The 26,556-nt window shown below is 64.9% G+C and carries 22 protein-coding genes; 12 read left to right on the top strand and 10 right to left on the bottom strand.

The features are described from left to right. Positions 1-67 precede the first annotated feature (67 nt). The 3 genes from JQ573_RS05955 (at position 68) to JQ573_RS05945 (ending at position 4,458) form a co-directional block, all read left to right on the top strand. The gene (locus JQ573_RS05955) at positions 68-1,342 is read left to right on the top strand and encodes a serine hydrolase (protein ID WP_212311285.1); all 1,275 of its coding nucleotides are present in this window, start codon (positions 68-70) and stop codon (positions 1,340-1,342) included. Between the two features lie 183 nt (positions 1,343-1,525). Beyond that, the gene (locus JQ573_RS05950) at positions 1,526-3,037 is read left to right on the top strand and encodes a sensor histidine kinase (RefSeq protein ID WP_212311286.1); all 1,512 of its coding nucleotides are present in this window, start codon (positions 1,526-1,528) and stop codon (positions 3,035-3,037) included. Between the two features lie 101 nt (positions 3,038-3,138). Further along, the gene (locus tag JQ573_RS05945; protein WP_212311287.1) at positions 3,139-4,458 is read left to right on the top strand and encodes a dicarboxylate/amino acid:cation symporter; all 1,320 of its coding nucleotides are present in this window, start codon (positions 3,139-3,141) and stop codon (positions 4,456-4,458) included. Positions 4,459-4,509: 51 nt separating this feature from the next. On the opposite strand, the gene JQ573_RS05940 is transcribed toward JQ573_RS05945, so the two are convergent. Next, positions 4,510-4,821 carry a hypothetical protein gene (locus tag JQ573_RS05940; RefSeq protein ID WP_212311288.1) on the bottom strand — a complete coding sequence of 104 codons (312 nt, stop codon included), beginning with the start codon at positions 4,819-4,821 and terminating at the stop codon, positions 4,510-4,512. 569 nt (positions 4,822-5,390) lie between these two features. Between JQ573_RS05940 and JQ573_RS05935 the strand changes: the two genes are divergently transcribed. The 3 genes from JQ573_RS05935 to JQ573_RS05925 all read left to right on the top strand — a co-directional run bounded on the left by JQ573_RS05935 (position 5,391) and on the right by JQ573_RS05925 (position 8,121). After that, on the top strand, positions 5,391-5,786 hold the full coding sequence (locus JQ573_RS05935) for a helix-turn-helix domain-containing protein (RefSeq protein ID WP_016844123.1): 396 nt from the start codon (positions 5,391-5,393) through the stop codon (positions 5,784-5,786). Between the two features lie 441 nt (positions 5,787-6,227). Beyond that, on the top strand, positions 6,228-7,556 hold the full coding sequence (locus tag JQ573_RS05930; protein ID WP_212311289.1) for a murein L,D-transpeptidase: 1,329 nt from the start codon (positions 6,228-6,230) through the stop codon (positions 7,554-7,556). Between the two features lie 223 nt (positions 7,557-7,779). Further along, on the top strand, positions 7,780-8,121 hold the full coding sequence (locus tag JQ573_RS05925) for a hypothetical protein (protein WP_212311290.1): 342 nt from the start codon (positions 7,780-7,782) through the stop codon (positions 8,119-8,121). A gap of 49 nt (positions 8,122-8,170) precedes the next feature. Here the strand turns inward: JQ573_RS05925 and JQ573_RS05920 are convergent, their stop codons facing one another. After that, positions 8,171-9,937: a carbamoyltransferase C-terminal domain-containing protein gene (locus JQ573_RS05920; protein WP_212311291.1), complete on the bottom strand. Its 1,767-nt coding sequence runs from the start codon at positions 9,935-9,937 to the stop codon at positions 8,171-8,173. A 253-nt stretch (positions 9,938-10,190) separates the two neighbouring features. Between JQ573_RS05920 and JQ573_RS05915 the strand changes: the two genes are divergently transcribed. Genes JQ573_RS05915 through JQ573_RS05900 form a run of 4 tightly spaced genes read left to right on the top strand, consistent with a single transcriptional unit; the run spans position 10,191 to position 14,457 of the window. Further along, positions 10,191-11,258 (top strand): LLM class flavin-dependent oxidoreductase, encoded by a 1,068-nt coding sequence (locus JQ573_RS05915; protein ID WP_212311292.1) that lies wholly within the window; start codon positions 10,191-10,193, stop codon positions 11,256-11,258. Positions 11,259-11,274: 16 nt separating this feature from the next. After that, on the top strand, positions 11,275-12,885 hold the full coding sequence (locus JQ573_RS05910; RefSeq protein WP_212311293.1) for an amino acid adenylation domain-containing protein: 1,611 nt from the start codon (positions 11,275-11,277) through the stop codon (positions 12,883-12,885). Further along, a complete protein-coding gene (locus tag JQ573_RS05905; RefSeq protein WP_212311294.1) occupies positions 12,882-13,199 on the top strand; it encodes an acyl carrier protein in 318 nt (105 codons plus the stop codon). The genes JQ573_RS05910 and JQ573_RS05905 overlap by 4 nt, the downstream gene beginning before the upstream one ends. Before the next feature lie 10 nt (positions 13,200-13,209). Beyond that, positions 13,210-14,457 (top strand): hypothetical protein, encoded by a 1,248-nt coding sequence (locus JQ573_RS05900; protein ID WP_212311295.1) that lies wholly within the window; start codon positions 13,210-13,212, stop codon positions 14,455-14,457. Positions 14,458-14,509: 52 nt separating this feature from the next. Here the strand turns inward: JQ573_RS05900 and JQ573_RS05895 are convergent, their stop codons facing one another. From JQ573_RS05895 to JQ573_RS05860, 8 genes are all read right to left on the bottom strand, one after another. Continuing rightward, on the bottom strand, positions 14,510-15,592 hold the full coding sequence (locus tag JQ573_RS05895) for an isocitrate/isopropylmalate dehydrogenase family protein (RefSeq protein WP_212311296.1): 1,083 nt from the start codon (positions 15,590-15,592) through the stop codon (positions 14,510-14,512). Positions 15,593-15,703: 111 nt separating this feature from the next. Then, a complete protein-coding gene (locus JQ573_RS05890) occupies positions 15,704-16,774 on the bottom strand; it encodes an alcohol dehydrogenase (RefSeq protein ID WP_212311297.1) in 1,071 nt (356 codons plus the stop codon). A gap of 142 nt (positions 16,775-16,916) precedes the next feature. After that, entirely contained in the window at positions 16,917-17,885 is a 969-nt protein-coding gene (locus JQ573_RS05885) for an ABC transporter ATP-binding protein (protein ID WP_212311298.1), read from the bottom strand. Further along, positions 17,882-18,868, bottom strand: a complete 987-nt coding sequence (locus tag JQ573_RS05880; protein ID WP_212311299.1) for an ABC transporter ATP-binding protein — start codon at positions 18,866-18,868, stop codon at positions 17,882-17,884. The genes JQ573_RS05885 and JQ573_RS05880 overlap by 4 nt, the downstream gene beginning before the upstream one ends. After that, entirely contained in the window at positions 18,865-19,734 is an 870-nt protein-coding gene (locus JQ573_RS05875; RefSeq protein ID WP_212311300.1) for an ABC transporter permease, read from the bottom strand. Before JQ573_RS05875 ends, JQ573_RS05880 begins: the two co-directional genes overlap by 4 nt. Next, positions 19,721-20,671 (bottom strand): ABC transporter permease, encoded by a 951-nt coding sequence (locus JQ573_RS05870; protein WP_212311301.1) that lies wholly within the window; start codon positions 20,669-20,671, stop codon positions 19,721-19,723. The genes JQ573_RS05875 and JQ573_RS05870 overlap by 14 nt, the downstream gene beginning before the upstream one ends. 6 nt (positions 20,672-20,677) lie before the next feature. Next, positions 20,678-22,219: an ABC transporter substrate-binding protein gene (locus tag JQ573_RS05865; RefSeq protein ID WP_212311302.1), complete on the bottom strand. Its 1,542-nt coding sequence runs from the start codon at positions 22,217-22,219 to the stop codon at positions 20,678-20,680. Between the two features lie 236 nt (positions 22,220-22,455). Continuing rightward, positions 22,456-23,631 (bottom strand): CaiB/BaiF CoA-transferase family protein, encoded by a 1,176-nt coding sequence (locus tag JQ573_RS05860; protein WP_212311303.1) that lies wholly within the window; start codon positions 23,629-23,631, stop codon positions 22,456-22,458. Between the two features lie 213 nt (positions 23,632-23,844). On the opposite strand from JQ573_RS05860, the gene glgA reads away from it, so the two are divergent. Continuing rightward, the gene (gene glgA / locus JQ573_RS05855) at positions 23,845-25,272 is read left to right on the top strand and encodes a glycogen synthase GlgA (RefSeq protein ID WP_212311304.1); all 1,428 of its coding nucleotides are present in this window, start codon (positions 23,845-23,847) and stop codon (positions 25,270-25,272) included. Between the two features lie 192 nt (positions 25,273-25,464). After that, on the top strand, positions 25,465-26,523 hold the full coding sequence (locus JQ573_RS05850; RefSeq protein ID WP_212311305.1) for a class I SAM-dependent methyltransferase: 1,059 nt from the start codon (positions 25,465-25,467) through the stop codon (positions 26,521-26,523). Positions 26,524-26,556 lie beyond the last annotated feature (33 nt).

Here is a 26,556-nt window from a genome sequence, read left to right as displayed (position 1 = left end):
CGGCCGATTGCTGCAACGGACACTTTTCGGCTATCAAGGCTGCCTCGCCAGCCGGAGAAAATGCCCGATGTTAGCTCCCACGCCTGCCTCGCCCGAATCCGCGGGAATGTCGACCACCGCCCTCAACCGCCTCGAAGCGCATCTGAAGAGCCGCTACATCGATTCCGGCCGCTTTCCCGGCACCCAGCTCCTGATCTATCGCCGCGGCAAGATCGTGCATTCCACCGTCCAGGGCTTTGCCGATCTCGAGCGCAAGGTGCCGGTGAAGGACGACACCATCTTCCGCATCTATTCGATGACCAAGCCGATCACCTCGGTCGCCTTCATGATGCTGGTCGAGGAAGGCAAGGTCGCGCTCGACGAGCCGGTCACCAAATACATTCCGGAATGGAAGAACCTCGGCGTGTTCGTCGCCGGCACCGCGCCCGCCTTCCTGACCCGCCCACCGAGCCGGCCGATGCTTATCGTCGATCTGCTCCGCCACACCTCGGGTCTCACCTACGGCTTCCAGCAGCGCTCCAATGTCGACGCCGCCTATCGCGAAAAGAAGATCGGCGAGGTCATCAAGGCCGGCACGCTCGACAGCATGATCGAGGACCTGGCGAAGATCCCGCTGGAGTTCTCGCCGGGTGAAGCCTGGAATTACTCGGTCTCCACCGACGTGCTCGGCTATCTCGTCGGCAAGATTTCAGGGATGCCGTTCGAGCAGTTCCTGAAGGAGCGAATCTTCAAGCCGCTCGGCATGAACGACACCGACTTCTTCGTGCCGGCCGACAAGGCGCACCGGTTTGCCGCCTGCTATTCCGCCGACCCGCAGGGCGGCTTCAACCCGCTCGCCGCCGAGCGCAAGGGCACGCTGACGCTGCAGGACGATCCGGCCACCAGCTCGTTCCTGTCGCCGCCCTCGCTGGTCTCCGGCGGCGGCGGGCTGTGCTCGACCGCGGCCGACTATCTGACCTTCTGCCGGGCGCTGCTCAACGGCGGCGAGCTCGGCGGCGTCCGGCTGCTCGGCCCGAAGACGCTGAAGCTGATGGCCACCAACCATCTGCCCGGCGGCGTCGATCTGCCGGCGATGTCGCGCTCGATGTTCGCCGAGGCTGCCTATAACGGCATCGGCTTCGGCCTCGGCTTCGCGGTCACCATGCACCCGGCGCAGACCCTGATCGCGGGCAGCCCAGGTGAATTCAACTGGGGCGGCGCCGCGACGACATCGTTCTTCATCGATCCAGCCGAGGAGCTGATCACGATCTTCATGACCCAGGTGCTGCCGTCGAGCGCCTATCCGCTGCGGCGCGAACTGCGCACCATGGTCTACGCCGCGATCACCGAGAGCAATCTCTGACACAACGCCATTCCGCGGCGCACAAACCTCGTTTGAGCATGATCCTTCCGGAAAACCGCTTCACACTTTTCCGGATCATGCTCTGTGCGCCGCGAAATTCCTCCGATTGCCAGTCATTTCCTTTGGCGGACTTTTCCCGCTTCCCCTAAGCTCACCGCAAACGGGCACCGACCCGGGGACATCGTGCCGAAACTGACATTGCCAGTGCGTCTCGCGCTTCTGGTCGCGGGGACGATGTTGCCGCTGATCGTTTTCGCGGTCGGGATCGTCTTCCACAATTACCAACGGGATCGTCAGGCCGCCACGCAGCGCGTGCTGGAGACGGCGCGCAGCATCCGCCTGCTGCTCGATGCGGAAATGCAGCGCATGACCGGCGGACTGCAGGTGCTGGCGCTGACCAACTCGCTGCGCAACAGCGACTTCGACAACTTTCGCCGCGTCGCGGCCGGCTTTCTCGACCAATACGGCAAGGACGGCGTGGTGCTGGTGGCCGACCGCAGGGGACGCCAGGCGTTCTCCTCGCTGACGCCGGACACCGCGAGCCTGCCGCCGCGCAACAATCTCGAGATCGTCGAGAAGGTGTTTGCGACGCGGCAGCCGCAATACTCCAACCTGTTCTTCGGCGAGGTGAAGCAGCAGCTGATCATCACCGTCGAGGTGCCGGTGATACGCGACCGCGAAGTGCTCTACGACATCTCCTTCAGCCCGCCGATCGAGGTGTTCCAGGCCATGATCGAGCGGCAGCGCCTGAACCAGGACTGGACCATCTCGATCTTCGACGGCGACGGCGTCAACCTCGCCCGCGTGCCGAATCCGCAGGCGACCATCGGGCAGCGCGCCTCGCCAACGTTGTTTGCCGAGATGTTCCGCCGCAGCGAGGCGACACTGCCGACCGTCTCGCTCGAAGGCGTCGCGCTGATCACGGGCTTTACCCGATCGCGCGTCACCGGGTGGACCGTCGCGGCGGGCATCGCCGAGAACTCGCTGGTGGCGCCGCTGTGGCGCTCGCTCGCGATCACCAGCGTGATCGGCGGCGTCCTGCTCTTGGTCGGCCTCGGCTTTGCGGTGCGGATGGCGACCACGATCGCGCGCGGCGAGATGCTGCACGACCTCCTGATCGAGGAGCTCAACCACCGCGTCAAGAACACGCTGGCGATCCTGCAATCGATCGCCACGCAGACCTTCCGCAGCGCGAGCCGCGCCGAGCGCGAGAAATTCGAGGGACGGCTCGGCGCGCTGGCCGAGGCGCACAATTTGCTCTCGACCGACAAATGGCAGGGCTCCGACCTGCAGGACGTAGTCAGCCGCGTGCTGCGGCCCTATCTGCTGAACAACACCGCCGAGCGGGTCAAGATGTTCGGGCCGCGCGTGCCGCTGTCGCCCCGGCTTGCTCTGGTGCTGTCGATGCTCCTGCACGAGATGGCGACCAACGCCGCTAAATACGGCGCGTTGTCCAATGACACCGGCACGGTGACGCTGGACTGGGAGATCCTTGACGAGAGTCCCGGGCCGAAGCTCCGGATGATCTGGACAGAGGCCGGCGGACCACCGGTCGCGGCGCCGGTGCAGCGCGGCTTCGGCTCCCGGCTGATCGAGCGCAGCGCCCGCGACCAGCTCGGCGGCGAGGCCACGGTGGATTTCCTGCCCCACGGCGTCGTCTACACGGTGACCAGCACCCTCGAAACCGGCGAATGACTGGGTAAATGGCTCCCAATCCTGCGACATCTTGGCACGCAAGTTGCTAAGATGGGGTGGGATCGGCCGGCAAGAACACCGGCCAAAAACAGGGGGAGTTCATGTCGACCATCGCAGCGGAAGCCACGGTTGCACGCAAGCCGCTCTACACATCGCTGTTCGTGCAGGTGCTCGTTGCGCTGCTGCTCGGCATCATCATCGGCATGGCCGCACCCGATTTCGCGATCGGGTTGAAGATCTTCAGCGATGCCTTCCTGAAGCTGATCTCGATGATCGTGGCGCCGATCGTGTTCTGCGTGGTGGTGCACGGCATCGCGGGCGCCGGCGACCTCAAGAAGGTCGGCCGCGTCGGCGTCAAGGCGCTGGTGTATTTCGAGGCGATGACGACGGTCGCACTCGTGGTCGGCTTGATCCTGGCCTACCTGTTCGGGCCCGGTCACGGCATGAACATCGATACCTCGACGCTGGATGCCAAGGCGCTCGGCAACTATGCCAGCAACGCGCAGAAGCTGAAGGGCGAAGGCATCGGCAGCTTCCTTCTCAACATCATCCCGACCACCTCGTTCGACGCGCTGTCGCGCAACGACGTGCTGCAGGTGCTGTTCTTCGCCATCATCTTCGGCGTCAGCCTGGCGCTGGTCGGCGGCGAGAAGGGCGAGAAGATCACCTCGTTCATCGACGCGGTCTCGACTGTGCTGTTCCGCGCCATGGGCCTGATCGTGCGCTTCGCGCCGATCGGCGTGCTCGGCGCCGTCGCCTACACGGTCGGCAAATACGGTGTCGGCTCGCTGAAGCAGCTGCTGTCGCTGGTGGCGCTGTTCTACGTGTCGGTCGCGATCTTCGTGCTCGGCGTGCTCGGCGGGGTGATGGCGCTGGCCGGCATCAATATCCTCAAGTTCCTCGGCTACCTGCGCGAGGAGCTGATGATCGTGGTCGCCACGGCATCCTCCGACGCGGTGCTGCCGCAGGTGATGCGCAAGCTGGAGCATTTCGGCGTCAAGGATTCGGTGGTCGGCCTCGTGATTCCGACCGGCTATTCGTTCAACCTCGATGCGTTCTCGATCTATCTGACGCTGGCGGTCGTCTTCATCGCGCAGGCAACCAACACACCGCTGTCGTTCGGCGACCTGCTGCTGGTGCTCGGCGTGTCGCTGATCACATCGAAGGGCGCGCACGGCGTGCCGGGCTCGGCGATCGTTATCCTGGCGGCGACGCTCAATGCGGTGCCAAGCATCCCGGCGATCGGCCTCGTGCTGGTGCTCTCGGTTGACTGGTTCATCGGCATGGCGCGCGCCGTCGGCAATCTGATCGGCAACTGCGTCGCCACCGTCGTGGTCGCGGCTTGGGAAGGTGACCTGGACCGGGACAAGGCCCGGCGCGTGCTCGAAGGCACAGAGGCGGTCGACGTGACCGCGGGCTGAGCCACGCGACACAGGGCCGGCAGCGTCCCGCGCATGGCGCGGGGCGCGGGCTTACTTGATCAGCCGCAGATACGGCGGCAACTGCCTGGACGCCGGTTCCTGCACCGGCTCGTCCGACGCGATCATGTCACACAGCGCCTTCAACTCGGAATCCGTCACCTTGTGCAGCTCCATCCGAAGCTCGAGGATGGCAAGGGACAACAGCCGCGCCGTCTCCGTGTTCGCCCGGTCAGTCAGAAATGCCTGACATTCTTCCAGGGTTGCCAGCAGCGCCAGCAACCGTTCTTCCGTATTTGCGACCGGCATATCTTCCACTCCCGAAGCTGCGAGGTAGAGTCGAGGTGTTCCCCTCTTCCGCTTCATTTGGCCTCTCCTGCCAGAGTTCGCCGGCTTTCCGTAGGCGCACAATTGTTCCCGATGATTCAGAACTTTTGGGCAATTGTCCAGCAACATTCCGAAAGCCTGACTTGGACTTACGTCAAACTTTTCGCATCGGCGGCGATTCAGTCAAGCAACCGCGGACCGTCGCCGCGACCTCAGGATGCACTAGCTGGGGTTGCATCCATACTAGGACGCTCGTACAATATTGGCTGCCCGTAGAACTACGGGCGCAGTGCATTGCCGCCCAGTAAGCATGCGCGCAAAATCTGTGTCGATCAAACTCGCGCTAGTTGTGGTTTGGTCAATATTTTGCCAAATGTAGAGGGCGGGGTGTCGACAGACACCTTGGTGCGGTCGACTACAGGTAGTCGACCGATTCGGTACTTGGGTGCTTCCAATGCGCGAGTGCGTTTGGATACCATCCCGCGATCTTCTTGGATTTCGTCGTTCGGACGAACTGACGATCCACTCGAGCTTAACGCGGTACATCATGAACGTGTCCCTGACCCGACCGGGCCAGGGATTCTCGATTTGAAGGACGGGTCACAAGAATGAACAGATCAGCAGCAAAGAAGATGAAGCAGCGCAGCGCCGGCAAGCCGGACATTGAGTTGGGCAAGCGGATTCGTCTGCGCCGTGTCGAGCAGAAGATCTCGCAGGCGGAACTCGGCGACAAGCTGGGCGTCAGCTTCCAGCAGGTTCAGAAGTACGAGAAGGGCGTGAACCGCGTTGGCGCCGCCCGCCTTCAGCAGATCGCGACCGCGCTGGACGTGCCGGTGACCTTCTTCTACGACGGCGACAACAAGGCCCGCGAAGTCGAGAGCCTGCTGTTCCTCGACAGCGCGTTCAGCCTCCGGTTGCTGCGCGCCTACAGCAAGATCAAGGATCAGACCGTGCAGCGCCAACTGGTGTCGCTGATGGAATCGATCGCCGCCAACGAAGACTGAACGGCAGCACAGGTACGATCGCGACACCGCGAACGCGATCGACCAGGGCGAGCGGATCGGCCGCGACCGGTCATTGGGATCGCCACGCGCCGGTCGGACCGGGAAGATATCGAAGCGCTGCCATCGGCGATGGCAGCGCTTTTTCTTTTGCCGTTCGGCGCCGCTAGGTCCGTGCCCTCGGCTTCGGCACAGCGAGCGAGCGATCTCCGCGTTAATGTACGCCACAAGGTCGAGCGGCCGCGATGCGGACGATGGCGCCCGCCCTGGGCCGGCACGACGGTCACGGTAATGTTCCGATCGCAACCAAAACTTAATCAAGACGCAACGGTCTCGGGATAGATCATCACCTTCGTACGAACGCGCCGCCCCCCCTCCATTCATGCGGCCGGGGCCGTGCCTTCCGATTTTTCGCGCAAGCGACGCAGTCCGGAGAATCGAGATATGCAGAGAGTGACACTCGTCGTAGCCACGATGCTTGCGGCCCTACCGGCATTCACCCAAACCACCGGCGCGCCCGGCCCGACTGCGGCAGTCCCGCCTCATCATGCCTTGCCGGCTGCGGCACCGGCGGCCACCCAGCCAGGCCAGGCCAAGCCGGCCGCGTCGACCTCGGTCGCGGAAACGCGATCGGCTGCCGCGCTCGCGCTGTCGCGCGAGCCGACCTACGACCAGGGCAGCGCACAGCGCATTCGCGACGTGGTGAAGAGCTATTCCGATCTCGCCGCCCGCGGCGGTTGGCCCACGATCCCCACGGACGCGAGATTTGCGTTGGGCGTCCAGGGCGCCCATGACGATCTGCTGCGCAACCGTCTGATCATCACCGGCGACCTTGCCGCCGACAAGGCCACCGGCTCCTATGATGAAGTCGTGGCCGGCGCGGTGAAGCGCTTCCAGACACGCCACGGGCTCGCGGCGACCGGCTCGGTGACGCCGCGGACGCTGGCTGCACTCAACGTTCCCGTGCAGAAGCGGATCAAGCAGCTCGAGGCCTCGCTAGAGCGGCTTGACCAGATGGATTTCCAGTTCGGGCAGCGCTATGTCGTCGTCAACATTCCCGCCACCTTCGCCGAGGCCGTCGAGGACGACAAGGTCGTGCGGCGCTACCGCGTGATCGTCGGCAAGACCGAGAAACCCTCGCCGACGCTGACGTCCGAGATCACCGACGTCATTCTCAATCCGACCTGGACGGTGCCGTCATCGATCACGAGGACGGAGATCGCGGCGCATATGCGCAAGGATCCGGCCTACCTGTCGCGCATGCACATGGACGTGCTCGACGCCCACGACAACCCGATCGATCCGCGTTCGGTCGACTGGTCGGGCGATCACACGCCGAATATCACGGTGCGTCAGCAGAGCGGCGCATGGAATGCGCTCGGCGCGGTCAAGATCGACATGCCGAATTCCTATTCGGTCTACATGCACGACACCAATCAGCACAGCCTGTTCAACGACGACTATCGCTTCGATTCGCATGGCTGCTCGCGCGTCGACAATGTCCGCGATCTCGCGGCATGGCTGCTGAAAGACCAGCCGCAGTGGACCCGCACTGCCATCGATGCCGCGATCGCCACCGGACAGCGCCAGGATGTCCGCATGCTGAAGAAGGTGCCGGTGGCCTGGATCTACCTCACGGCGTGGATGACGAAGGACCGGACCGTCCAGTTCCGCAACGACGTCTACGACCAGGACCAGCAACTCCTCGAAGCCACCGCCGAGGAAGCTGCCTTCTTCAACAAGGCCGCCGAACATCCGCCGACCGCGCAGTAGAGCACTTTTCCGCGAAGCGCCACCAAAGGTCATCACGTATTGTTTGCGCCTCGCCATTCTGTCGCGCGGCCAATTGTCGCCAGCGCGCGGAGCGACCTCACAACTCCCGCATTTGCTGCGTTGAACCGGCATCGCCAGAACCCGAGTGCACCTGTCTGGCTTTTTTGTCGCAGCAACGAAGCGGCCGCATGGACGTTTTCAGGCTTCAACCAAGGAGATCTCAATGAATATCAAGCTTGCAATTATTGGACTGGCCGCGCTCGGAAGCGCAGCGTTGATGTCCGGTGCGGCATCGGCGATGCCGAACGGGCTTCCGCAGGCCAGCCACATCGCAGGCGAAACGTCCAATGTCGACAAGGTGCGCCAGGTCTGCGATCGCTGGGGCCGCTGCTATTGGCAACCGGGCTACGGCTACGGACCGCGCCATCACGGATGGCATCATCGTCCGCACTTCTACCCCCGTCATCATCATCACGGGCACCGTCATCACGGCGGCCACCATGGCGGCGGCCACCATGGCGGCGGACATCACGGCGGCGGACATCACGGCGGACACCGGCGCTAGTCGTCAGCGAGGGGGCTTCGGCCCCCTCACCTTTTCGCGCCAGTGCCGGCTACGTCTGTCCCGCGCGGCGGACGAGCATGTTCTCGAGGAAGAGATACTCGATGCCGGTGCCGAGGAAAGTGTCGATGGCCTCGCGCGGCGTGTTGACGATCGGCTGCCCCTTCACGTTGAAGCTCGTGTTCAGCACCATTTCGCGGCCGGTCGCCCGGCCGACCGCTCGCAGCAACGCGTGGAATTCCGGATTGTCCCTGACGCTAACCGTCTGCACCCGGGCCGAGCCGTTGACATGCGTGATCGCCGGCAGCGCGGCGCGGTGCTCGGGACACACGTCGGCGGTCATGATCATGTAGGGAAGCTCGAGCCCCTTCGGCACCTCGAACCAGTCATGCACCTGCTCGAGGCTGACCGCCGGCGCGAACGGGCGGAAGGCTTCGCGCATCTTGACCATCGCGTTGATGCGGTCACGCATGTCAGGATGACCGGGATCGGCCAGGATGCTGCGGTGTCCCAGGGCGCGGGGGCCGAACTCCATGCGTCCGCGGTACCAGCCGAGCACGCGTCCGGCGGCGATCAGCCTGGCCGCCGCTGCGCAGGTCTCGTCGAGATCAGGAAAGCGCGTGACCTCGATGCGGCCGACGGTGTCGGCCAGCGCCCTGTAAATCTCGGTTTGCGTGGGTGCGGGGCCGAGGAAGGGGACCGGCATCCGGACGTTCTTCACGCCGCTGTCGCGCGATGCCGACCAGAGCGCCGCGCCGAGCGCGGAGCCATCGTCGCCGGCGGCCGGCTGAACGTAGATCTCGTCGAACAGGCCGGACTGCAGCAGGCGGCCGTTGGCGGTGCAGTTGAGCGCGACGCCGCCCGCCATCGCGAGCCTGCGCAGGCCGGTGCTGCGGCCGAAATGACCGCAGATGTGGAGCATGACGCTGTCGAGGCATTCCTGCAGCGCTGCGGCGACGTCGCGATGGTCGTCGGTGACGTCGCCGTCGGGCGCGCGTGCCGGGATCAGATACTCACCGAGATGGCGTCGCGTCGCGCCGTAGGTTTCGCGATCATGGCGTTCGGTATTGAGGCGGAGCAGCGGAATCCTGATCAGGCCGTCGTCGCGCAGCTCGACGGTCCGCTCGAAAAAGCGACGGTGGCGGGCGGGATCGCCGTAGGGAGCGAGGCCCATGATCTTGTATTCGTCGGAGTTGAAATCGAAGCCGAGATGCAGCGTCAGCGTGGAATAGAGGATGCCGATCGAATCCTGGGCGGTGATTTCCGCGAGCTTGTCGATCGCGTTGTCGTGCGCGTGATAGACGGTGACGGCGTGGACCTCGCCCATGCCGTCGAGGATCACCACCAGGCATTCGTTCCAGCCGGAGGTGTAGTAGGCGCTGGCGGCGTGGGACAGATGATGGTTGACGTGGTGGACCTTGCGGGCCGGAAATCCGGGCAGGTGCTCATCCACTTGCGAGAGCAGTTTTTCGCGCGAGAAGACCTCCCTGTATTGCTGGGCGGAGGTCGGATCCAGCATGAATGCGGCCTTGTAGGGCGCGTAGTCGAAGCCGTGAGAGATCACGTCGATGTCGGATGGCTTCAGGCCAGCGGTCTCCAGGCAGTAGCTGACAGCGCCGATCGGGAAATCACCGGTGTGTTTCTTGCGGTTGAAGCGCTCTTCGGCGGCACCGGCGACGATCCTGCCGTCGACCACCAGCACTGCGGCGGAATCGTGGCCCTGTGAGATCCGATATTCGCGCTCCTCCAGGCCCGGCCAGTGCTTCCGCTTGAAGGGGATCGAGCTCTCGAATCCACTGATGCCGATGACTTTCGTCATATTCAACACCCCCTGGACGGATCACGCTCAAGGGAAAATCGAGCAGGTGCCGCAGCATCGTTGCAGAGAGGCCGCGGAAATCAAGGTCCGCAAAAGTGCAGTGCGCCGCCCCCGAATAGTCGACCGGGCATCCGTTCCCATCGCTTGACGGAGTACCACCTTTGCGTCGGGGGAGCTCACGAACGCATCTGCTACCATGCCCCCGTTCTCCACCAGCCAAGGCGTTTCGACGCCGTTTGGACGGAGGTGGATGATGGATACGTTTTCCGACATTCGGTTCGACGTCTTCAGCACGTGCCCGCAATCCGGCGCGGTGCAGGCGGCGGACTATGTCGAACGGGTGCAGGCCGTCGCCCGCTGGAGCGAAGAGGCGGGCTGCAAGGGGATCCTGGTCTACACGGAGAATTCCCTGGTCGATCCCTGGCTCGTCTCGCAGGTCATCTTGCAGAGCACCCGGGAGCTCTGTCCGCTGGTGGCGGTGCAGCCGGTCTACATGCACCCGTACAGCATCGCCAAGATGGTGAGTTCGTTCGCGCATATGTACGGACGCCGGCTCTATCTGAACATGGTCGCGGGCGGCTACACGACCGAGCTTGCGGCGCTCGGCGATGCGACGGCGCACGACAAGCGGTACGCGAGGCTCGTCGAATACACCGGCATCATCAAGCTGCTACTGGAGAACGCCGAACCGGTGACCCTCGAAGGGCAATTCCATGCCGTCCGCAATCTGCGGATGACCCCACCGCTGCCGCGGGAATTGCTGCCCGGCATATTCGTGTCGGGCTCCTCGGAAGCGGGGCTCGCGGCCGCCAAGGCCCTGGGCGCGACGCCGGTGAAGTATCCCAAGCCGGCCGCAGAGTACGGGCAGGCCGACGATGACTGCGTCGGCTCGGGCGTGCGCGTCGGCATCATCGCCCGCGCGAACGCCGAAGAGGCCTGGCGCGTCGCGCACGAACGCTTCCCGACCGACAAGAAGGGGCAACTGGCGCACAAGCTGGCCATGAAGGTCTCGGATTCGGCGTGGCACAAGCAGATGTCCGATCTCGCAGCCGAAACGGCCGCCCAGGACACGCCCTATTGGCTGGTGCCGTTCGAAAACTACAAGACCTTCTGCCCGTATTTGGTCGGCGACTACGGGGTCGTCTCCGACGAACTCGCGCGCTACGCCGCGGCCGGCTACGGGACGTTCATCCTGGACATTCCACCCACCCGCGAGGAACTGGTCCATACGGGCGAGGTCTTCGGACAGGCGCTGACGAAGGCCCGGCGTCTGAAGTCGTCAGCGCTTCGCGATCCGACGCGTCAGGGCCTCCCAGGCTAGGCTAGGCAATCGTTCGATGGAGTTGCGCGCGGACGGATCACGGCCGGGATTGTGGACGGGCTTCCTGCGCTCGGCGAAACTGTTTCCCGACCGTCCTGCCGTCGTCGTCGCGCAGGGCACGTCGCTGTCGTATCGGCAGCTGCGCGAGGTCGCCGTCCGCATCGCAGCCTGCATCCAGGCGCATCGCGAAGGGTCGTCGACGCCTCTCACCGCCGTATTCGCGCATCGCAGCGCGACGGCGTTCGCCGGCGTGCTCGGATCGCTTCTGGCCGGAAACGGCTACGTGCCGCTGAACCGCACCTTCCCGGTCGAGCGGACCAGGTCGATGCTCGTCCGCTCGGAGTGCCGATCAATCATCGTCGATGCGGAATCCTTGCCGCAAATTGACGCGCTCATGGCGGGCGTGAACGAACCGCTGCTCGTGATCGCGCCCGGTCTCGAGAATCCCCGCCCCTATCGCGAACGATGGCCCTTGCACATCATCGTCGGAGCTGCCGATCTCGAAGAGTGCGCCGACTGGCGCGAGCCGGACGCGCGCGAGGACGCGATCGCCTATCTGCTGTTCACCTCCGGCAGCACCGGCGTGCCGAAGGGAGTAATGGTCGCGCACCGCAACGTCGCAGCCTATGTCGACCATGCTGCGGAGCGCTTCGCCGTCACGGAGCTGGACATTGTCTCGCAGACGTTCGACATGACGTTCGACCTGTCGGCATCCGACATGTTCGTGGCGTGGGAACGCGGCGCCTGCGTGTGCTGCCCCCCGCAGAAGACGCTGATCAATCCTGGGCGGTTCATCCGCGACCAGGGGCTGACGGTCTGGTTCTCCGTGCCCTCGATGGTCGCGCTGATGAAGCAGTCCGGCCTGCTGAAGCCGGGAGGGTTTCCCTCGCTCAGGCTGAGCCTGTTCTGCGGCGAGCCGCTGCCCGTCGCTAGCGTCGCGGCCTGGGCGATGGCCGCGCCGAACAGCGTCGTAGAGAACCTCTACGGGCCGACGGAGCTGACCATCGCGTGCACCGGCTACCGGTGGGATCCGAAGCGCGCGCCACTCGAAGCGGAGATGGGCATCGTGCCGATCGGCGCGCCATTCCCGGGAATGAACGTGCTCGTCGTCGACGAGCATCTGAACGAGGTCGGGCCGGGCGCGGACGGCGAACTGCTGATGAGCGGTCCGCAGATGTCGCTCGGCTACTGGAAGGATCCCGAGAAGACCGCCGCAGTCTTCGTCGTCCCGCCCGGACGGCAGGAGATGTTCTACCGCACCGGCGACCGCGTGCGCCGGCCCGCCGGCGATGGCCCCCTGACCCATCTCGGCCGCATGGACTCGCAGGTGAAGATCCTTGGCCACAGGGTGGAGCTCGGCGAGGTCGAAGCCGTGGTGCGCGAGGCCTCGGGCGTCGACGGCGTCGTGGCGATCGGCTGGCCTGTCACGTCGAGCGGCTATGGCGGCATCGAAGTGCTCATCGAAGGCGGGCCGGTTGATCTCAACCGGCTTCGCGCGGCGGTCGCCGCCCGGCTGCCAGACTACATGGTCCCGAGACGATGGCACGTCCGCAACCGGTTGCCACGCAACGTCAACGGAAAATACGACCGCAAGGCCATGCCGGCGGTTTTGGGAGACAGCCAATGAGCGGTCCGACCACGGATGACGTCCGCGCGTTCTTCGGAGCCTTCCTCAACCGGAAGCTGGAGGACCGCGGACGACGTCCTTTACGCGATCTCCCCGACGACTACGACCTGCTGCTGTCGGGGGCGCTCGACTCGCTCGCCTTCGTCGAGATGATGATGGCGGCGGGCGAGTACTTCGACGGGGAGATCGATTTCGAGAACCTCGATCCAGAACAGATGACGCTGATCGGCCCCCTGTGCCTGTTCGTGTCCGAGCAATTGACGCAGCCTCGGTGGCGAAATGGCGCCACCGGGTCGTCGCCGCCATTCGGCTAGGGAGGGATTGATGGCGGGGACCCGTGCGCCGGCGCAAAATCAGGCACGCTCCAAATATCACGCCGCCGATATCCTGCTCCGACTCCTGAAAAGCCGGCGCCGTCCTGCGTCCGCTCCAGCCGAAGCGGCGCCGCTCTCCGGAATCGCGTTGGCGCCGGCGAAGCAGCGGGAGGTCCGGTTCGCGGATTTCGAAAGCGTCGCGAGGCTAAAGGAACGCGGGGGACTTGCGAAAGACAGCCCGGAGAACTGGGATCGGCTCTGGCGACAAAATCCCGCGATGGTCGCCGCCAAATCGCAACCCAGCATGGGGTGGGTGCTCGAGACCACGCAGGGGATTGTCGGGTACCAGGGAAACATTCCCGTGCTCTACCAGCTCGAAAGCCGAACGATATTCGCCGCGACAGCAGCTGGCCTCGTGATCGAGCCGGCGTACCGCACGCGCTGCATCGGCCTGCTGGCTTCGTTCTTTCGGCAGCGAGATATCGATCTCCTTGTCATCACGCACTCGACAGCATCGGTGGTCAATCAATCAAAAGCCCTTCATGCGAGGCCGTTGCCTGACCCCGACTACGACAAGATCTTGTTCTGGATCCTGGATGTCCGTCAGTTCGCGCAGGTGCTCGCAGCGAAGTTCGACGTCGGGAGCGGAATGGAGTCTGTCGGAGCTTTCCTTGCCTCGTCGGCCATGCGTTTGGATTCGCTCCGCCGCGGACCACGGGGCCGTCTGACCTGCAAAGTAACGGAAATCGATGTGAAGGACATCGGGGACGAATTCGAAGCGCTGTGGCGACGCAAATTGGGCGAGGCCCCTCGGTTGCTGGCCGACCGAAGTCCCGCCTCTCTCAGGTGGCACTTCACGCTCCCTGGGAGCTCTTCGACGGTTGCCGTGCTTTGCTGCCATCGATTCCAGCGCTTGGCGGGGTATGCCGTCGTTCTGCATGCGGTCGACCGCCAGACAGGTTTGCGACGGTCGATGCTCGCCGACATCCTGGTTGAGCAGGATGACACAGACGTGACCGAGGCGCTGCTCGAGGCGGCCTATGCGAACGCGGTCGCTTCGGGCGGTCATCTCTTCGAGCTGGTCGGCGTGCCCGGACATATCCGGCAGATCTTGATGAGATGGAATCCCTACGTCAGGACTTACCCGACCGATCCGCTCGTCTACAAGACGACGGACGAGGGCCTGGCTCGCGCCCTCGAAGACGAGAGCGCCTGGTACGCCGGCCCGTTCGACGGCGACGCAACGCTGCTGCCGTAACGGCTCCGGTCAGCCAGCGCGGCGGAACGAGGCGGGCTCGGTCTCGTCGCCGTCAAAGCGCCGCCAGCACGGCCTTCGCGACATCAGCGGTACCGTTGCTGCCGCCAAATTCGAACGGCTTGATGCCGCCGGCATAGATCTTGTCGACGGCCCGCTCGATGCTTTCGGCAGCTTCCGCAGCGCTCTCGAGAGAGTGCTTGTCGGCGAGCCAGTCCAGCATCATCGCAGCCGACAGGATCATCGCAGTCGGGTTGGCCTTGCCCTGCCCCATGATGTCGGGCGCCGTGCCGTGACACGGCTGAAACACCGCGTAGCGGTCGCCGATGTCAGCCGACGGCGCCATGCCCATGCCGCCGATCAAGCCTGCGGTGAGGTCGGACAGGATGTCGCCGAACATGTTCTCGGTCACCATGACGTCGAAGTCCCAGGGACGCTTCACCAGCGCAGCCGCCGCCGCGTCGATGTAGAGATGGTCAGCCCTGACGTCGGGGTGACGCTGCGCGGCCTCGTCGAAGATGCTGCGGAAGAACGCGAACGCCTTGAACACGTTTGCCTTGTCGACGCAGGTCAGCCCGCCGCCGACGCGGCCGCGCGCCTTGCGGCGTTCGGCAAGCCGGAACGAGAACTCGAACAGCCGCTCCGATGTTCGGCGCGTGATCACCATGGTCTCGCGCGCCTCGCTGTCGGTGACGACGCCCTTGCCCATCGAGGCGAACAGGCCCTCAGTCGATTCCCTGATCACGACGAGGTCGATGCCCTTCTGATCGGCACCGACGATCGTGCTCGGCACGCCAGGGATCAACCGCGCGGGCCGCACGCCGGCATAGAGATCGAAGATCATCCGCAACTCGATCTGCGGCGCGATCTCGGTGTTGTCAGGGTAGCGCACCGACGGCAGACCGCAGGCCCCGAGCAGGATCGCGTCGGCCTCCTCGCACAGCCGGACCGTGCTCTCCGGCATCGACTTGCCGGTCTCCTTGTAATGGCCAGCGCCGGCCGGCGCCTCGGTGAAGCGGAATTTGAGGCCGGACGACGCCTCGATCCTGCGCAGCACTTCGAGCGCCGGCGCCATTACCTCGGGACCGATGCCATCGCCACCGAGAACTGCGATGTGGAGTGCGTCGTTGGTGGACATGAGGGCTCCCGAAAGATGATCGTCATTCCGGGGCGATGCGCAGCATCGAACCCGGAATCTCGAGATTCCGGTCTGGTGCTGGCGCACCATCCCGGAATGACGGTGACTGGTCTACGGCGTCAGCACGGCGCGGCCGACGAGCTGGCCCTTCTGCAGATTGGTCAGCGCCTCGTTCGCCTTTGCCAGCGGCATCGGCGTGACCGGGATCGCCGGGATCTTCTTGGTCCGGACGAGGTCGAGCAGCTCCTGCGTCTCGCGCAGATTGCCGACATAGCTACCCTGGATGGTGACCGCCTTGATCGGGATCAGCGGCAGCGCCCAGGTCGCGCCACCGCCGAACAGGCCGACGATCACGAGCTTGCCGCCCTTGGTCAGGCAGTCGAAGCCGAGCTGCGAAGTCTGGGCATTGCCGACCAGGTCGATCGCGGCGCGGATCGGCTGACCGGCCTTCTTGATGAGCTGCTCCAGCGCGTCGGGCGCCTTGCCGTCGACGGTCGCGAGTGCACCGGCGGCCTCGGCCGCCTCGCGCTTCCTGGCGTCGATGTCGACCACGATCGCGCCCTTGCCGCCCATCGCCTTCAACAGCGAGAGCGCCATCAGGCCGAGACCGCCGGCGCCGAAGATCACGATCGGCGTGTCGAGATCCTTCTCGACCTTCTTCAGCGCGCTGTAGGTCGTGACTCCAGAGCAGGCATAAGGCGCGGCCGTGACCGGATCGAGCCCGTCGAGGTTGAGCAGGTATTTCGGATGCGGCACCGTCATGTGATCAGCATAGCCGCCGTCGCAATAGACGCCGAGCGCATTCGGCTTGATCGCGCACATGTTCTCGTCGCCGCCGAGGCAGGTCGGGCATTTGCCGCAGCCGAGCCACGGATAGGCCAGCGTGACATCGCCGACCTTGAGGCCGCCCTTGTCAGCGTCCTTCACATCCGGCCCGAAGGCTATGATCTCGCCGACCGTCTCATGGCCCATCGTGCGCGGCAGCGAGACGCCGCGGTCCTTCAGCGACAGCGGCTTGCGGCCATGGCCGAGATCATAACCGCCCTCCCAGATATGCAGGTCGCTGTGGCAGACGCCGGCGGCCTTGACCTTGATCAGCACCTGCGTGCCCGACGGCTGCGGCGTCGGCTGATCGACCTCTTTCAAGGGGGCGTTGAAATCGACGACCTGGAAACTCTTCATCGCTGTTCTCCCGAAACTTGTTCTTGAGGCGGACCTTGCCACGCCTGCCCGCCCGGGACAAACGCTCAAGACCCCATTTTCGAGCAAGCCGCCATGCAGCTCGCTCGAATGCCAACGCGCCACTATTCAGAGGCGTGACTATTCAGATCAGCGGATGATGGCAAGCCGCGAACTGGCCGGGCGCAACCACGCGCAGTTCCGGCACCTCGCTGGCACAGCGTGCATCAGCCCGCGGGCAGCGGGTGCGGAAGCGACAGCCCGACGGCGGCGCGATCGGCGACGGCGGCTCGCCGACCGGCACGCTCTGGGTCGGCCGGACATCCGGATCGGGCACCGGGATCGCTTCGATGAGAAGCGCGGTATAAGGATGCGCCGGCTGTGCAAACAGCTGCTCCGACGGGCCGACCTCGCAGAGCCGCCCAAGATACATCACCGCGACGCGATCCGAGACCGCCTTCACCACCGCGAGGTCGTGGGCGATGAACAGCAGGGTCAGGCCGTAACGTGCCTTCATCTCCTCCAGCAGATTGAGGATCTGCGCACGGATCGAGACGTCGAGCGCGGACACCGGCTCGTCGCAGATCACGAATTCCGGATTGAGCACCAGCGAGCGGGCGATGCAGATGCGCTGGCATTGTCCGCCGGAGAATTCGTGCGGCAGGCGCCCGCTCACCAGCGCGGGGTCGAGCCCGACCGCCGACAGCGCCTCGCTGACGCGCCGCCGGCGTTCCTCGGGATCCTTGACGCCCGCGATCACCAGCGGCTCGGCGACGATGTCGCCGATCCGCCGCCGCGGATTGAGCGAAGCAATCGGGTCCTGGAAGATCAGCTGCACGCGCCGGCGCATCTTGCGCAGCGCCTCGCCCTTCAGGATGGTGAGATCGTGGCCGTCGAACAGCACCTTGCCGGAGACCGCTTGGCGCAATTGCAGCACGGCGCGGCCGAGCGTGGACTTGCCGCAGCCGGATTCGCCGACCAGCCCCAGCGTCTCGCCACGCGCGATCTCGAGGCTGACATCGGAGACGGCATGGATGGTCTTGCCCCCCACCGAATACTCGACGACGAGGTTTTCCACTTTCATCAGCGGATTGGATGCGGCCTGCAACATCATGCGACGCGCCTCGCCGTGATCGGATGGAAGCAGGCATAGAGATGCTCTGGCGTCTCTGCCGGACTGAGCCGCGGCTTCTCCGTGCTGCAGCGCCCGGTGGAATAGCGGCAGCGCGGCGAAAACGAGCAGCCCTTCAGCGGCCGGGTCGGATCGGGCGGCCGTCCCGAAATCGCCGGCAACGGCGTATGCGGCGGCACGTCGAGCCTCGGCAGTGCGGCGAGCAGCGCTTCGGTGTAGGGCATCCGCATCTGCTTGAACAAGGCCGGCGTCGGCGCGCGCTCGACGACGCGCCCCGCATACATCACCGCGACCTCGTCGGTACGGCCGGCGACCACGCCGAGGTCATGCGTGATGATGATCATCGCCATATGACGGCGCTGCTGCTCGCGTGCCAAGAGATCGAGGATCTGCGCCTGGATCGTGACGTCGAGCGCGGTGGTCGGCTCGTCCGCGATCAGGAGCTTCGGCTCGCAGGACAGCGCCACCGCGATCGCGACGCGCTGGCGCATGCCGCCGGAGAGCTGGTGCGGATATTGCGTCAGCCGTTGCTCGGGCGCGGGAATGCCGACCGCCGTAAGCAGTTCGATGCTGCGCTGCCTGGCCTGGGCCAGATCGAGCTCGAGATGTTCCTGGATGGTCTCGATCAGCTGGGTGCCGATGGTCAGCACCGGATTGAGCGAGGTCATGGGATCCTGGAACACGACGGCGAGCGAACGGCCGCGCAGCTTGCGCAATTTCTCCGCCGACAGCGTCGTGAGATCCTGCCCGTCGAACGTCACGCGACCGGACAGCTTGGCCTTCTTGGGCAGCAGCTGCAGGACGGCTCGCGACAGCATGGTCTTGCCGCAGCCGGATTCGCCGACAATGCCGAGCGTCTTGCCGGCGCCAACGGCGAGATCGACATGATCGACCGCCCGCAGATTGCCCCGCGGCGTCGGCAGGTCGACCACTGCGTCCTCGACCGAAAGCAGCGCACCGCTCATAGCGCACCCTGCCGGGGGTCGGTCAGCGCGCGCATGGTGTCGCCGATCAGGTTGAACGAGAGCACCGTCAGGAACATCGCGATCGCCGGGATGAAGGCGAGCTGCGGCGCCACCTCGAGGCTTTCGCGCCCCTCCCCGATCATGCTGCCCCAGCTCGAGATCGGCGGCGGCACGCCGAGGCCGAGGAAGGACAGCGAGCCCTCGACCACGATGGTGACGGCGACGCCGAGCAGGAAGAAGGCGATGAGCGGCAACAGTACGTTGGGCAGCAGCTCGCGCAGCAGGATGCGCGCATGGGTAGCGCCGAGCGCCTGCGCTGCGATGACGAATTCACGCCGTGCCAGCGTCAGCGTCGCCGCCCGCGCCACCCGCATGAAGGCCGGAATGCCGAGCACGCCGAGGATGCAGGTCAGGTTGAAGATCGACTGGCCGAGATAGGCGGTGACCGCAAGCGCCAGGATCAGCGGCGGGAATGCCAGCAGCACATCCATGCCGCCGACCACGACGGATTCGAATCGGCCGCGGAAATAGCCGGCGAGGATGCCGAGCGCGCCGCCGATGGTGACACCGATCATGGGTGCGCAGAGGCCGACGATCAGCGAAATGCGGGCGCCATAGATAAGCCGCGACAATTCATCCCGGCCGAGGCCGTCGGTGCCGAACCAATGCTCGGCCGAAACCGGCGCCCGCCGATCCAGCATGTCCATGTCGGTCGGGCTCGACAGCGGCAGCAGGTCGGCGAAGATCGCGACCGCGAACACCAGCACCATCCAGCCGATCGCCAACCAGAACAGCATGCCGAGCCGGCGGCGGCGCCGCGCCGTCGTCGCACCGGCCTCGTCGAGGCTGAGCTCAAGCGTGGCCATGGCGGATCCTCGGGTCGAGCACGGCGTAAAGCAAGTCGACGATGAAGTTCATGATCACGAAGCCCGCGGCGACCAGCAGCACCACGCCCTGCAGGATGATGAGGTCGCGGGTATAGATCGCGCCGACCAGGAGACGGCCGATCCCCGGCAATGCGAAGATCGATTCGACGATCACGGCGCCGCCGATCAGACGGCCGATATTGATGCCGGTGATGGTGACGAGCGTCAGCGACGACGGCTTAAGTGCATGCACGAACAGGATGCGCGACGGCTTCAGGCCCTTCGCCTTGGCGAGCGCGATATAATCCTCCTGCAGCGCTGCGATCATGTCGGAGCGCAGCACGCGCATGATGCCCGGCCATTCCGCAAGCCCGAGCGTCAGCGCCGGCAGCACCATGAAGCGCAGATTGGCGACGGGGTCCTCGGTGAACGGCACGTAGCCGGTCGCCGGCAACAGCCGCAGCTCGACCGCGAACAAATAGATCAGGAGGATCGCGGACAGGAAGGTCGGCACCGACAGCATGCCGAAGGCCGAGCCGGTCATGAAACGGTCGAACGCGGAGCCCGCCTTGGCGGCACAGGCGATTGCCAGCGGCACGCCGATCGCAAGCCCGATCAGCTCGGCGAGGATCATCAGTTCGAACGACACCGGGACGCGCTCGCTGACCGCCTGCCACACGGTCTGCCCGGTGCGGAACGATCGTCCGAAATCACCCTGCAGGATGTGCCACAGCCAGCTGAGATAGCGCAGCCAGATCGGCTGATCGAGCCCCAAGTCGTGACGCAGGGCCGCGACATTCTCAGGCGTCGCCTGGTCGCCGAGGATCACGTAGGCCAGATCGCCGGGCAGCAGCGACGCGATCACGAAGGTCAGGACCGAGACCGCGATCAGCACCGGCACCAGGTACAGGAGCCTGCGCGCGACAAAGAACAGCATAAAAGGCTATTCCTTCCAGGCGTAGGAGACGTCGAGCACTCCGTTGAACATTTTCGGCACGCCCTTCACCTTCACGCTCGAGATCGCGTAGTAGGTGTTCTGGAAGGTCCAGAACCAGATCGCCTCCTTGTTGATCAGGCGGCTGATCGCGCAATAGTCCTCGGTACGCTGGGCGACATCGGCGGTAGTTCGCGCATGCTCAAGCAGCCGGTCGAGTTCCGGATTGGAGTAATTCGCCAGCGCGACCGGGCTGCCCGTGTGGAAATTGGCGTACATCTGCGGATCGGGATCGGCGAGATCGACGATGCGCCACGGTGTGAGCTGGAACTGGCGCATGAAGGCGCGCGGCGGAATGGTCGCCTGATCGACCTGCTCGATCTCCATATTGGCGCCGATGCGCTTCCAGAATTGCTGCAGGACCTGACCGCCGGTGCGGCCGCGCGGCGTCGCCGTGACCAGCATCTTGAACTCGACCGGCTTGCCGTAATCCTTGAGCAGCGCCTTGGCCTTTTCGACATCGTAGGGCAACGCGCCGTCATCCTTGCACTTCACCCAGGAACCGTCGCCGTAGGGATTGCTGGCCGGTCGCGCCAGGCCATTGGTAATCGCTTGCGACATCTTGTTGCGGTCGAGCGCCATCACCAGCGCCTGGCGCACGCGCACATCGTCGAACGGCGGGACCTTGGTGTTGAAGGCTGCGACTGCAGCCCCCGAGCCTTCATACGTATGCACGGTTAGACTGGTGTCCTTGCGTGCCTTGATAATGTTGTCGGCGTCGGCCTCGTCGTCCCAGACGATGTCGGCCTCGCCCGATTGCAGCGAGGCGAAGCGCGATTGCGCGTCCGGCAGCGGCTTCAGGATGATGCGATCGAGATAGGGCTTGCCCTTGTCCCAATAGTCCGGGTTCTTCTCCAGCACCATGCGATCGCCGGCGTTCCAGGATTTCAGGATGTAGGGACCGGTGCCAACCGGGTTGCGATTGTAATCGTCGCCCTTGGTCTTCCACGCGGTCGGCGATTGCATCACATTGTTGGAACTCTGGATCGATTGCGTCGCCGGGAAGTTCACCGCCGGGTCGCTGAAATTGTAGCGCACCGTGAGGTCATCGACGACGTCCACGCTCTTGATGCTGGTAATGTAGAACGCGCAGCGGCACTTGTTGGCCGGATCCTTCTGGCGGTCGAAATTCTCCTTCACCGCCTGCGCATTGAACGGCGTGCCGTCGTGGAATTTGACGCCGGGCCGCAGCTTGATGGTCCAGGTCTTGAAGTCCTCGGAATGCTCCCAGGACAGCGCGAGCTTCGGCTTCGGCTCGCCCTTCTCGTCGAGCGTCATCAGCGTGTCGAAGATCGAGGCTGCCGCGGTGTTGGCCGATGTATCGTAAACGCCGACCTTGAGCGGGTCGAAGCCCGGAATGTCCAGCTCCTGGCCGACGGTGAGCGTGCCGCCCTGCTTCTGCGCATGGGCCGGTGCAGCGAACGCCGCTACACCTAATCCCGCCACAAGAAATATGCGCGCAACTGCGTGCGCGCGCCCGGCCAGCTTCATCGATGCTCCCTCCCGAATGGGCGACGTCCGGTGTTCCGGATCGTCGTACGTTGGGAGGCAGCTTGTCCGGAATCGCCGCGCGCGACAAGACCGTAAAACGGATGAAAAGCCGCAGGCAGATCACGATGCGATCACGTGGACCTGCATCATGATCTCGTCTAGCTCTTTGAGCACGATCCTTCGGGAAACCGGCATCCCCGTTGCGCCAATGCGGCCCTCCGGGTCCGGATCATGCTCTAGCTGCGCACGGTTTTTGCCGGTTGCGATGCGAAGCCGGCAATCTGATCGTCGGAGAGCCCGATCTCCTTCAGATAGGACAGTGTGTGCCCGCCGAGCGTCGACATCCGCTTGGCCGCACCGACCGCAGCGCCGGACATCCGGAACGGCAGATTGAGCACCTTGAAGCTGCCACCGCCGTCCTCAACCTCGGCCAGCGCACCGCGATGGGCGATTTGCGGATCGGCGAGCGCCTCGCGCACGGTGCGATAGGCCGACGACGGCACGCCACATTCATTGAGCGCGGCGAGACAGGCCTGCGTGCTGACCGCCCGCGACCACGCCTCGACGCCCTCCATCAGGCCCGCCCAATTCTCCCGCCGATCGGAATATTTGGCGAAGCGCGAATCGGACACCCATTCGGGCCGGCCGATCACCTGCATCAGGTTCTGGAAGGTTTTCTCGCTGGCGATCGCCACCATCACGTAACCGTCGCTGGTTTCGATCGGGCCGAACATCGGCCGCTGGGTTTGCTTCACCTCGAATTGCGACCACTGCAGCTCGTTCAGGGTCAGGCTCAGCATCGATTCCAGCATCGAGACGTCGATATGCTGGCCCTTGCCGCTGGCACCGCGCTGATAGAGCGCCGCCGAGATCGCGCCGAAGGCATAGACCCCGGTCAGCACGTCGGCGTGATAGATGCCGCAATAATCGGGCCGGCTGCGGCCCGGCTGGTAGGCGAGATGTGCCATCTCGTAACCTGAGGCGGCATGGATCACCGGCGCATAGGCCGGCAATTCCGCCGACGGGCCGGTCTGGCCGTAGCCGGAGATCGAGCAGAAGATCAGCTTCGGATTGATGTCGCGGATCGAGGCATAGTCGAGCTTGAGCCGGCGCATCACGCCGGGGCGGAAATTCTCCACCAGCACGTCGGCGGTCGCGATCAGCCGGCGCACGGCTTCGACGCCGGCCGGCGACTTCAGGTCGAGCACGAGGCTGTTCTTGCCGATATTGAGCTGGCCGAACGCCGTCGAGCAATGGTTGCGCACCGGCGGCCGCGTCCGCATCGTCTCGCCTTCGACGGGCTCGATCTTGATCACCTCCGCGCCCATGTCGGCGAGCATCCGCGTGCAATGAGGTCCGGCGATCGTGGTCGAAAAATCGAGCACGCGAAGGCCGTCAAAGCTCCGTGTCAAATTCCCCTCATCGTCAGCGGCTATTGTCGTGGCCAAGGCTTCCTCCAGCTTCGTCGTTTCCGTTGTTCGGCGTCGCGCGACCCTAAAGTGAGCCGCCCTGACAGGAAAGCGTCTCGTCCAGACCGGGACCGCGGGCCGTCGTGCATTTTACTCAAAGGCAGATTGGACCCGATCTTGCATGAGCCCTGTCACGGGCTGGAACGAGGGCGCTTGTTGAAGGTCTTATTCGTCACGACCGAGATGGACGATTTCGTCCGCGTGGGCGGCCTCGGCGCCGTTTCCGCTGCACTTCCCCGGGCGCTCCGCTCCTGGAGCGACGTCAGGATCATGCTTCCCGGCTATCGGGATGTCGTCGAACAGTTCACTCATATTGAAATCGTTGGACAATGCGAGGCCCTCGCCGAGATGCCGGCCTGCACGCTCGGGCGCGCGTCGACCAAAGACGGGCTGCCGGTCTACGTGCTGTTGTGTCCGCAGCTCTACGACCGGCCGGGCAATCCCTATGGCGACGAGTCCGGCCGCGACTGGCCCGACAACGACATCCGCTTCGGCCGCTTTGCCTCCGCCGCTGCCGAACTTGCAGCCGGAACGCTGGACAAGAATTGGGCAGCGGACCTCGTTCACGCCAACGACTGGCAGGCCGCGCTCACACCCGCCTACCTCGCATGGCGCGAGGCGCGGATTCCATCGATCCTGACCATCCACAATCTCGCCTATCAGGGCCTGTTTCCGCGGGACTCGCTGCGGCGGATCGGCGCACCGGAAAGCTCATTCCACATCGATGGGCTGGAGTTCTACGACAAGCTGTCCTTCCTCAAGGGCGGCCTCGTCTACGCTTCGCATCTGACCACGGTCAGCGCGACCTATGCGAGGGAGATCACCACCGCCGAGCTCGGCTGCGGGCTGGAGGGCCTGCTGCGCGTGCGCTCCGACGCGGACCAGCTGACCGGCATCCTCAACGGCATCGACGAGAGCTGGGACCCGCGCCACTGCGCGCAGCTCGCGCAGCCGTTCGGCGCCGGCGACTGGAAGGGCAAGCAGGCCAACGCCGACTATGTCCGCCGGCAATTCGGCCTTGCGGTCTCGCGCGGGCCGATCTTCGGCCTGGTTGCGCGGCTCGTGCATCAGAAGGGCGTCGACCTCGTGCTGTCGGCGGCCGACGAGATCATCAGGGACGGCGGACAGATCGTCGTCACCGGCAGCGGCGAGCCGGCGATCGAGGACGCACTGGTGGCCGCGCATCGGCGCCGTCCCGACGCGATCGGCGTGATCATCGGCTTCAACGACGCGCAGGCGCGCCGGATCTTCGCCGGCAGCGATTTCACCCTGATGCCGTCGCGCTTCGAGCCCTGCGGCCTCAGCCAGATGTATGCGCAGCGCTTCGGCTCGTTGCCGATCGGCCACCAGACCGGCGGGCTTGCGGAGACCATCGCCGACGGCGAGACCGGCTTCCTGTTCTCGCAGCCATCGGCGGAATCCTTCCTCGGCGGCGTCAGGCGCGCGTTCGACGCCTACCGCGCCAAGGATCGCCTCAACGCCATGCGCGCCAGCGCGATGGCCAAGTCCTACAGCTGGGACCTGTCGGCCGCCTGCTACGGCGCGCTGTACAGGAGGCTCATCATGCCGCGGGCAGCGGCGTAAGGCGCCCGCCTCGCCGGCTTGTGAAGTCGGTCGTACTGGCATCCCAGCCGCTTCGTGACATTCAGCCTGCGCCGCCAAGCCCATTTCGTGCGATCATGTCCGCGCCCATGGCCTTCTGCCTGGACGATCGCGCACACATGAAATTGGCAATGTTGGACTTTTTGCAAAACCCAATTGCGATGGAGGAACATCATGGACGTCAACGAGGAGCGTCTAAATTCATTCATGGGAAAGATGATTGGCGATGTCGGCGCGGCGATGAACGCCTCGCTGATGCTGCTGGGCGATAAGCTCGGGCTCTACAAGGCGCTCGCGCAGCAAGGACCGATGAATGCGGCGGCGCTGGCCAAGGCAACAGGAACGGCCGGACGTTACGTTCAGGAGTGGCTCTCCGCGCAGGCCGCTTCCGGTTACGTCGAGTACGACAGCGCAACCGGAAAGTTCTCGATGCTGCCCGAGCAGGCGCTCGCGCTTGCCGACGAGGACAGCCCGGTCTTCCTCGGCGCCGTGGGAAGCCTTGTCGGCGCGACATTTCTCGACGAGCCGAAAATTACCGACGCGTTCAAGACCGGCAAGGGCGTCGGCTGGAACAAGCGCAGCGAGTGCCTGTTCTGCGGCACGGCCCGGTTCTTCCGCACCAGCTACAAGCACTATCTGGTGCAGGAATGGCTGCCGGCACTCGAGGGCGTCGTCGACAAGCTGAAGAAGGGTGCTGTCGTCGCTGACGTCGGCTGCGGCCACGGCGTCTCGACCCGGTTGATGGCGGAGGCGTTCCCGAAGTCAACCTTCTACGGCTTCGACTATCATGACGGCTCGATCCAGGCGGCGCGGATGGCTGCGAAGGAGGCGGGATTGTCGGACCGCGTTCATTTCCAGACGCATTCGGCCAAGGACTTCCCTGCCAATCGCTACGACCTGGTGTGCTTCTTCGATTGCCTGCACGACATGGGCGACCCGGTCGGCGCGCTCAAGCACACCCGCTCCACCCTCGCCGACGACGGCACCTGCCTGCTGATCGAGCCGTTCGCCAACGATCGGCTGGAGGACAACCTCAATCCAATCGGGCGCGTCTACTACGCCGCGTCGACGATGATCTGCACGCCGGCATCGCTTGACCAGGAGGTCGGACTTGCACTCGGCGCGCAGGCCGGCGAGACCAGGCTGCGCGAGGTGGCGCGCCAGGGTGGCTTCTCGCGCTTCCGCCGCGCGGCGGAAACGCCGTTCAACCTGATCCTGGAAGCTCGCCCGTAACAATGCTCACGCGATCGGACGGCGGTGTCACGC

This window comes from Bradyrhizobium sp. AUGA SZCCT0105 (assembly GCF_018129565.1).
Classification (GTDB): Bacteria; Pseudomonadota; Alphaproteobacteria; order Rhizobiales; family Xanthobacteraceae; genus Bradyrhizobium.
The sequence above is the reverse complement of the archived record's forward strand: the minus strand, read 5'-3'. Positions and strand labels throughout refer to the sequence as shown.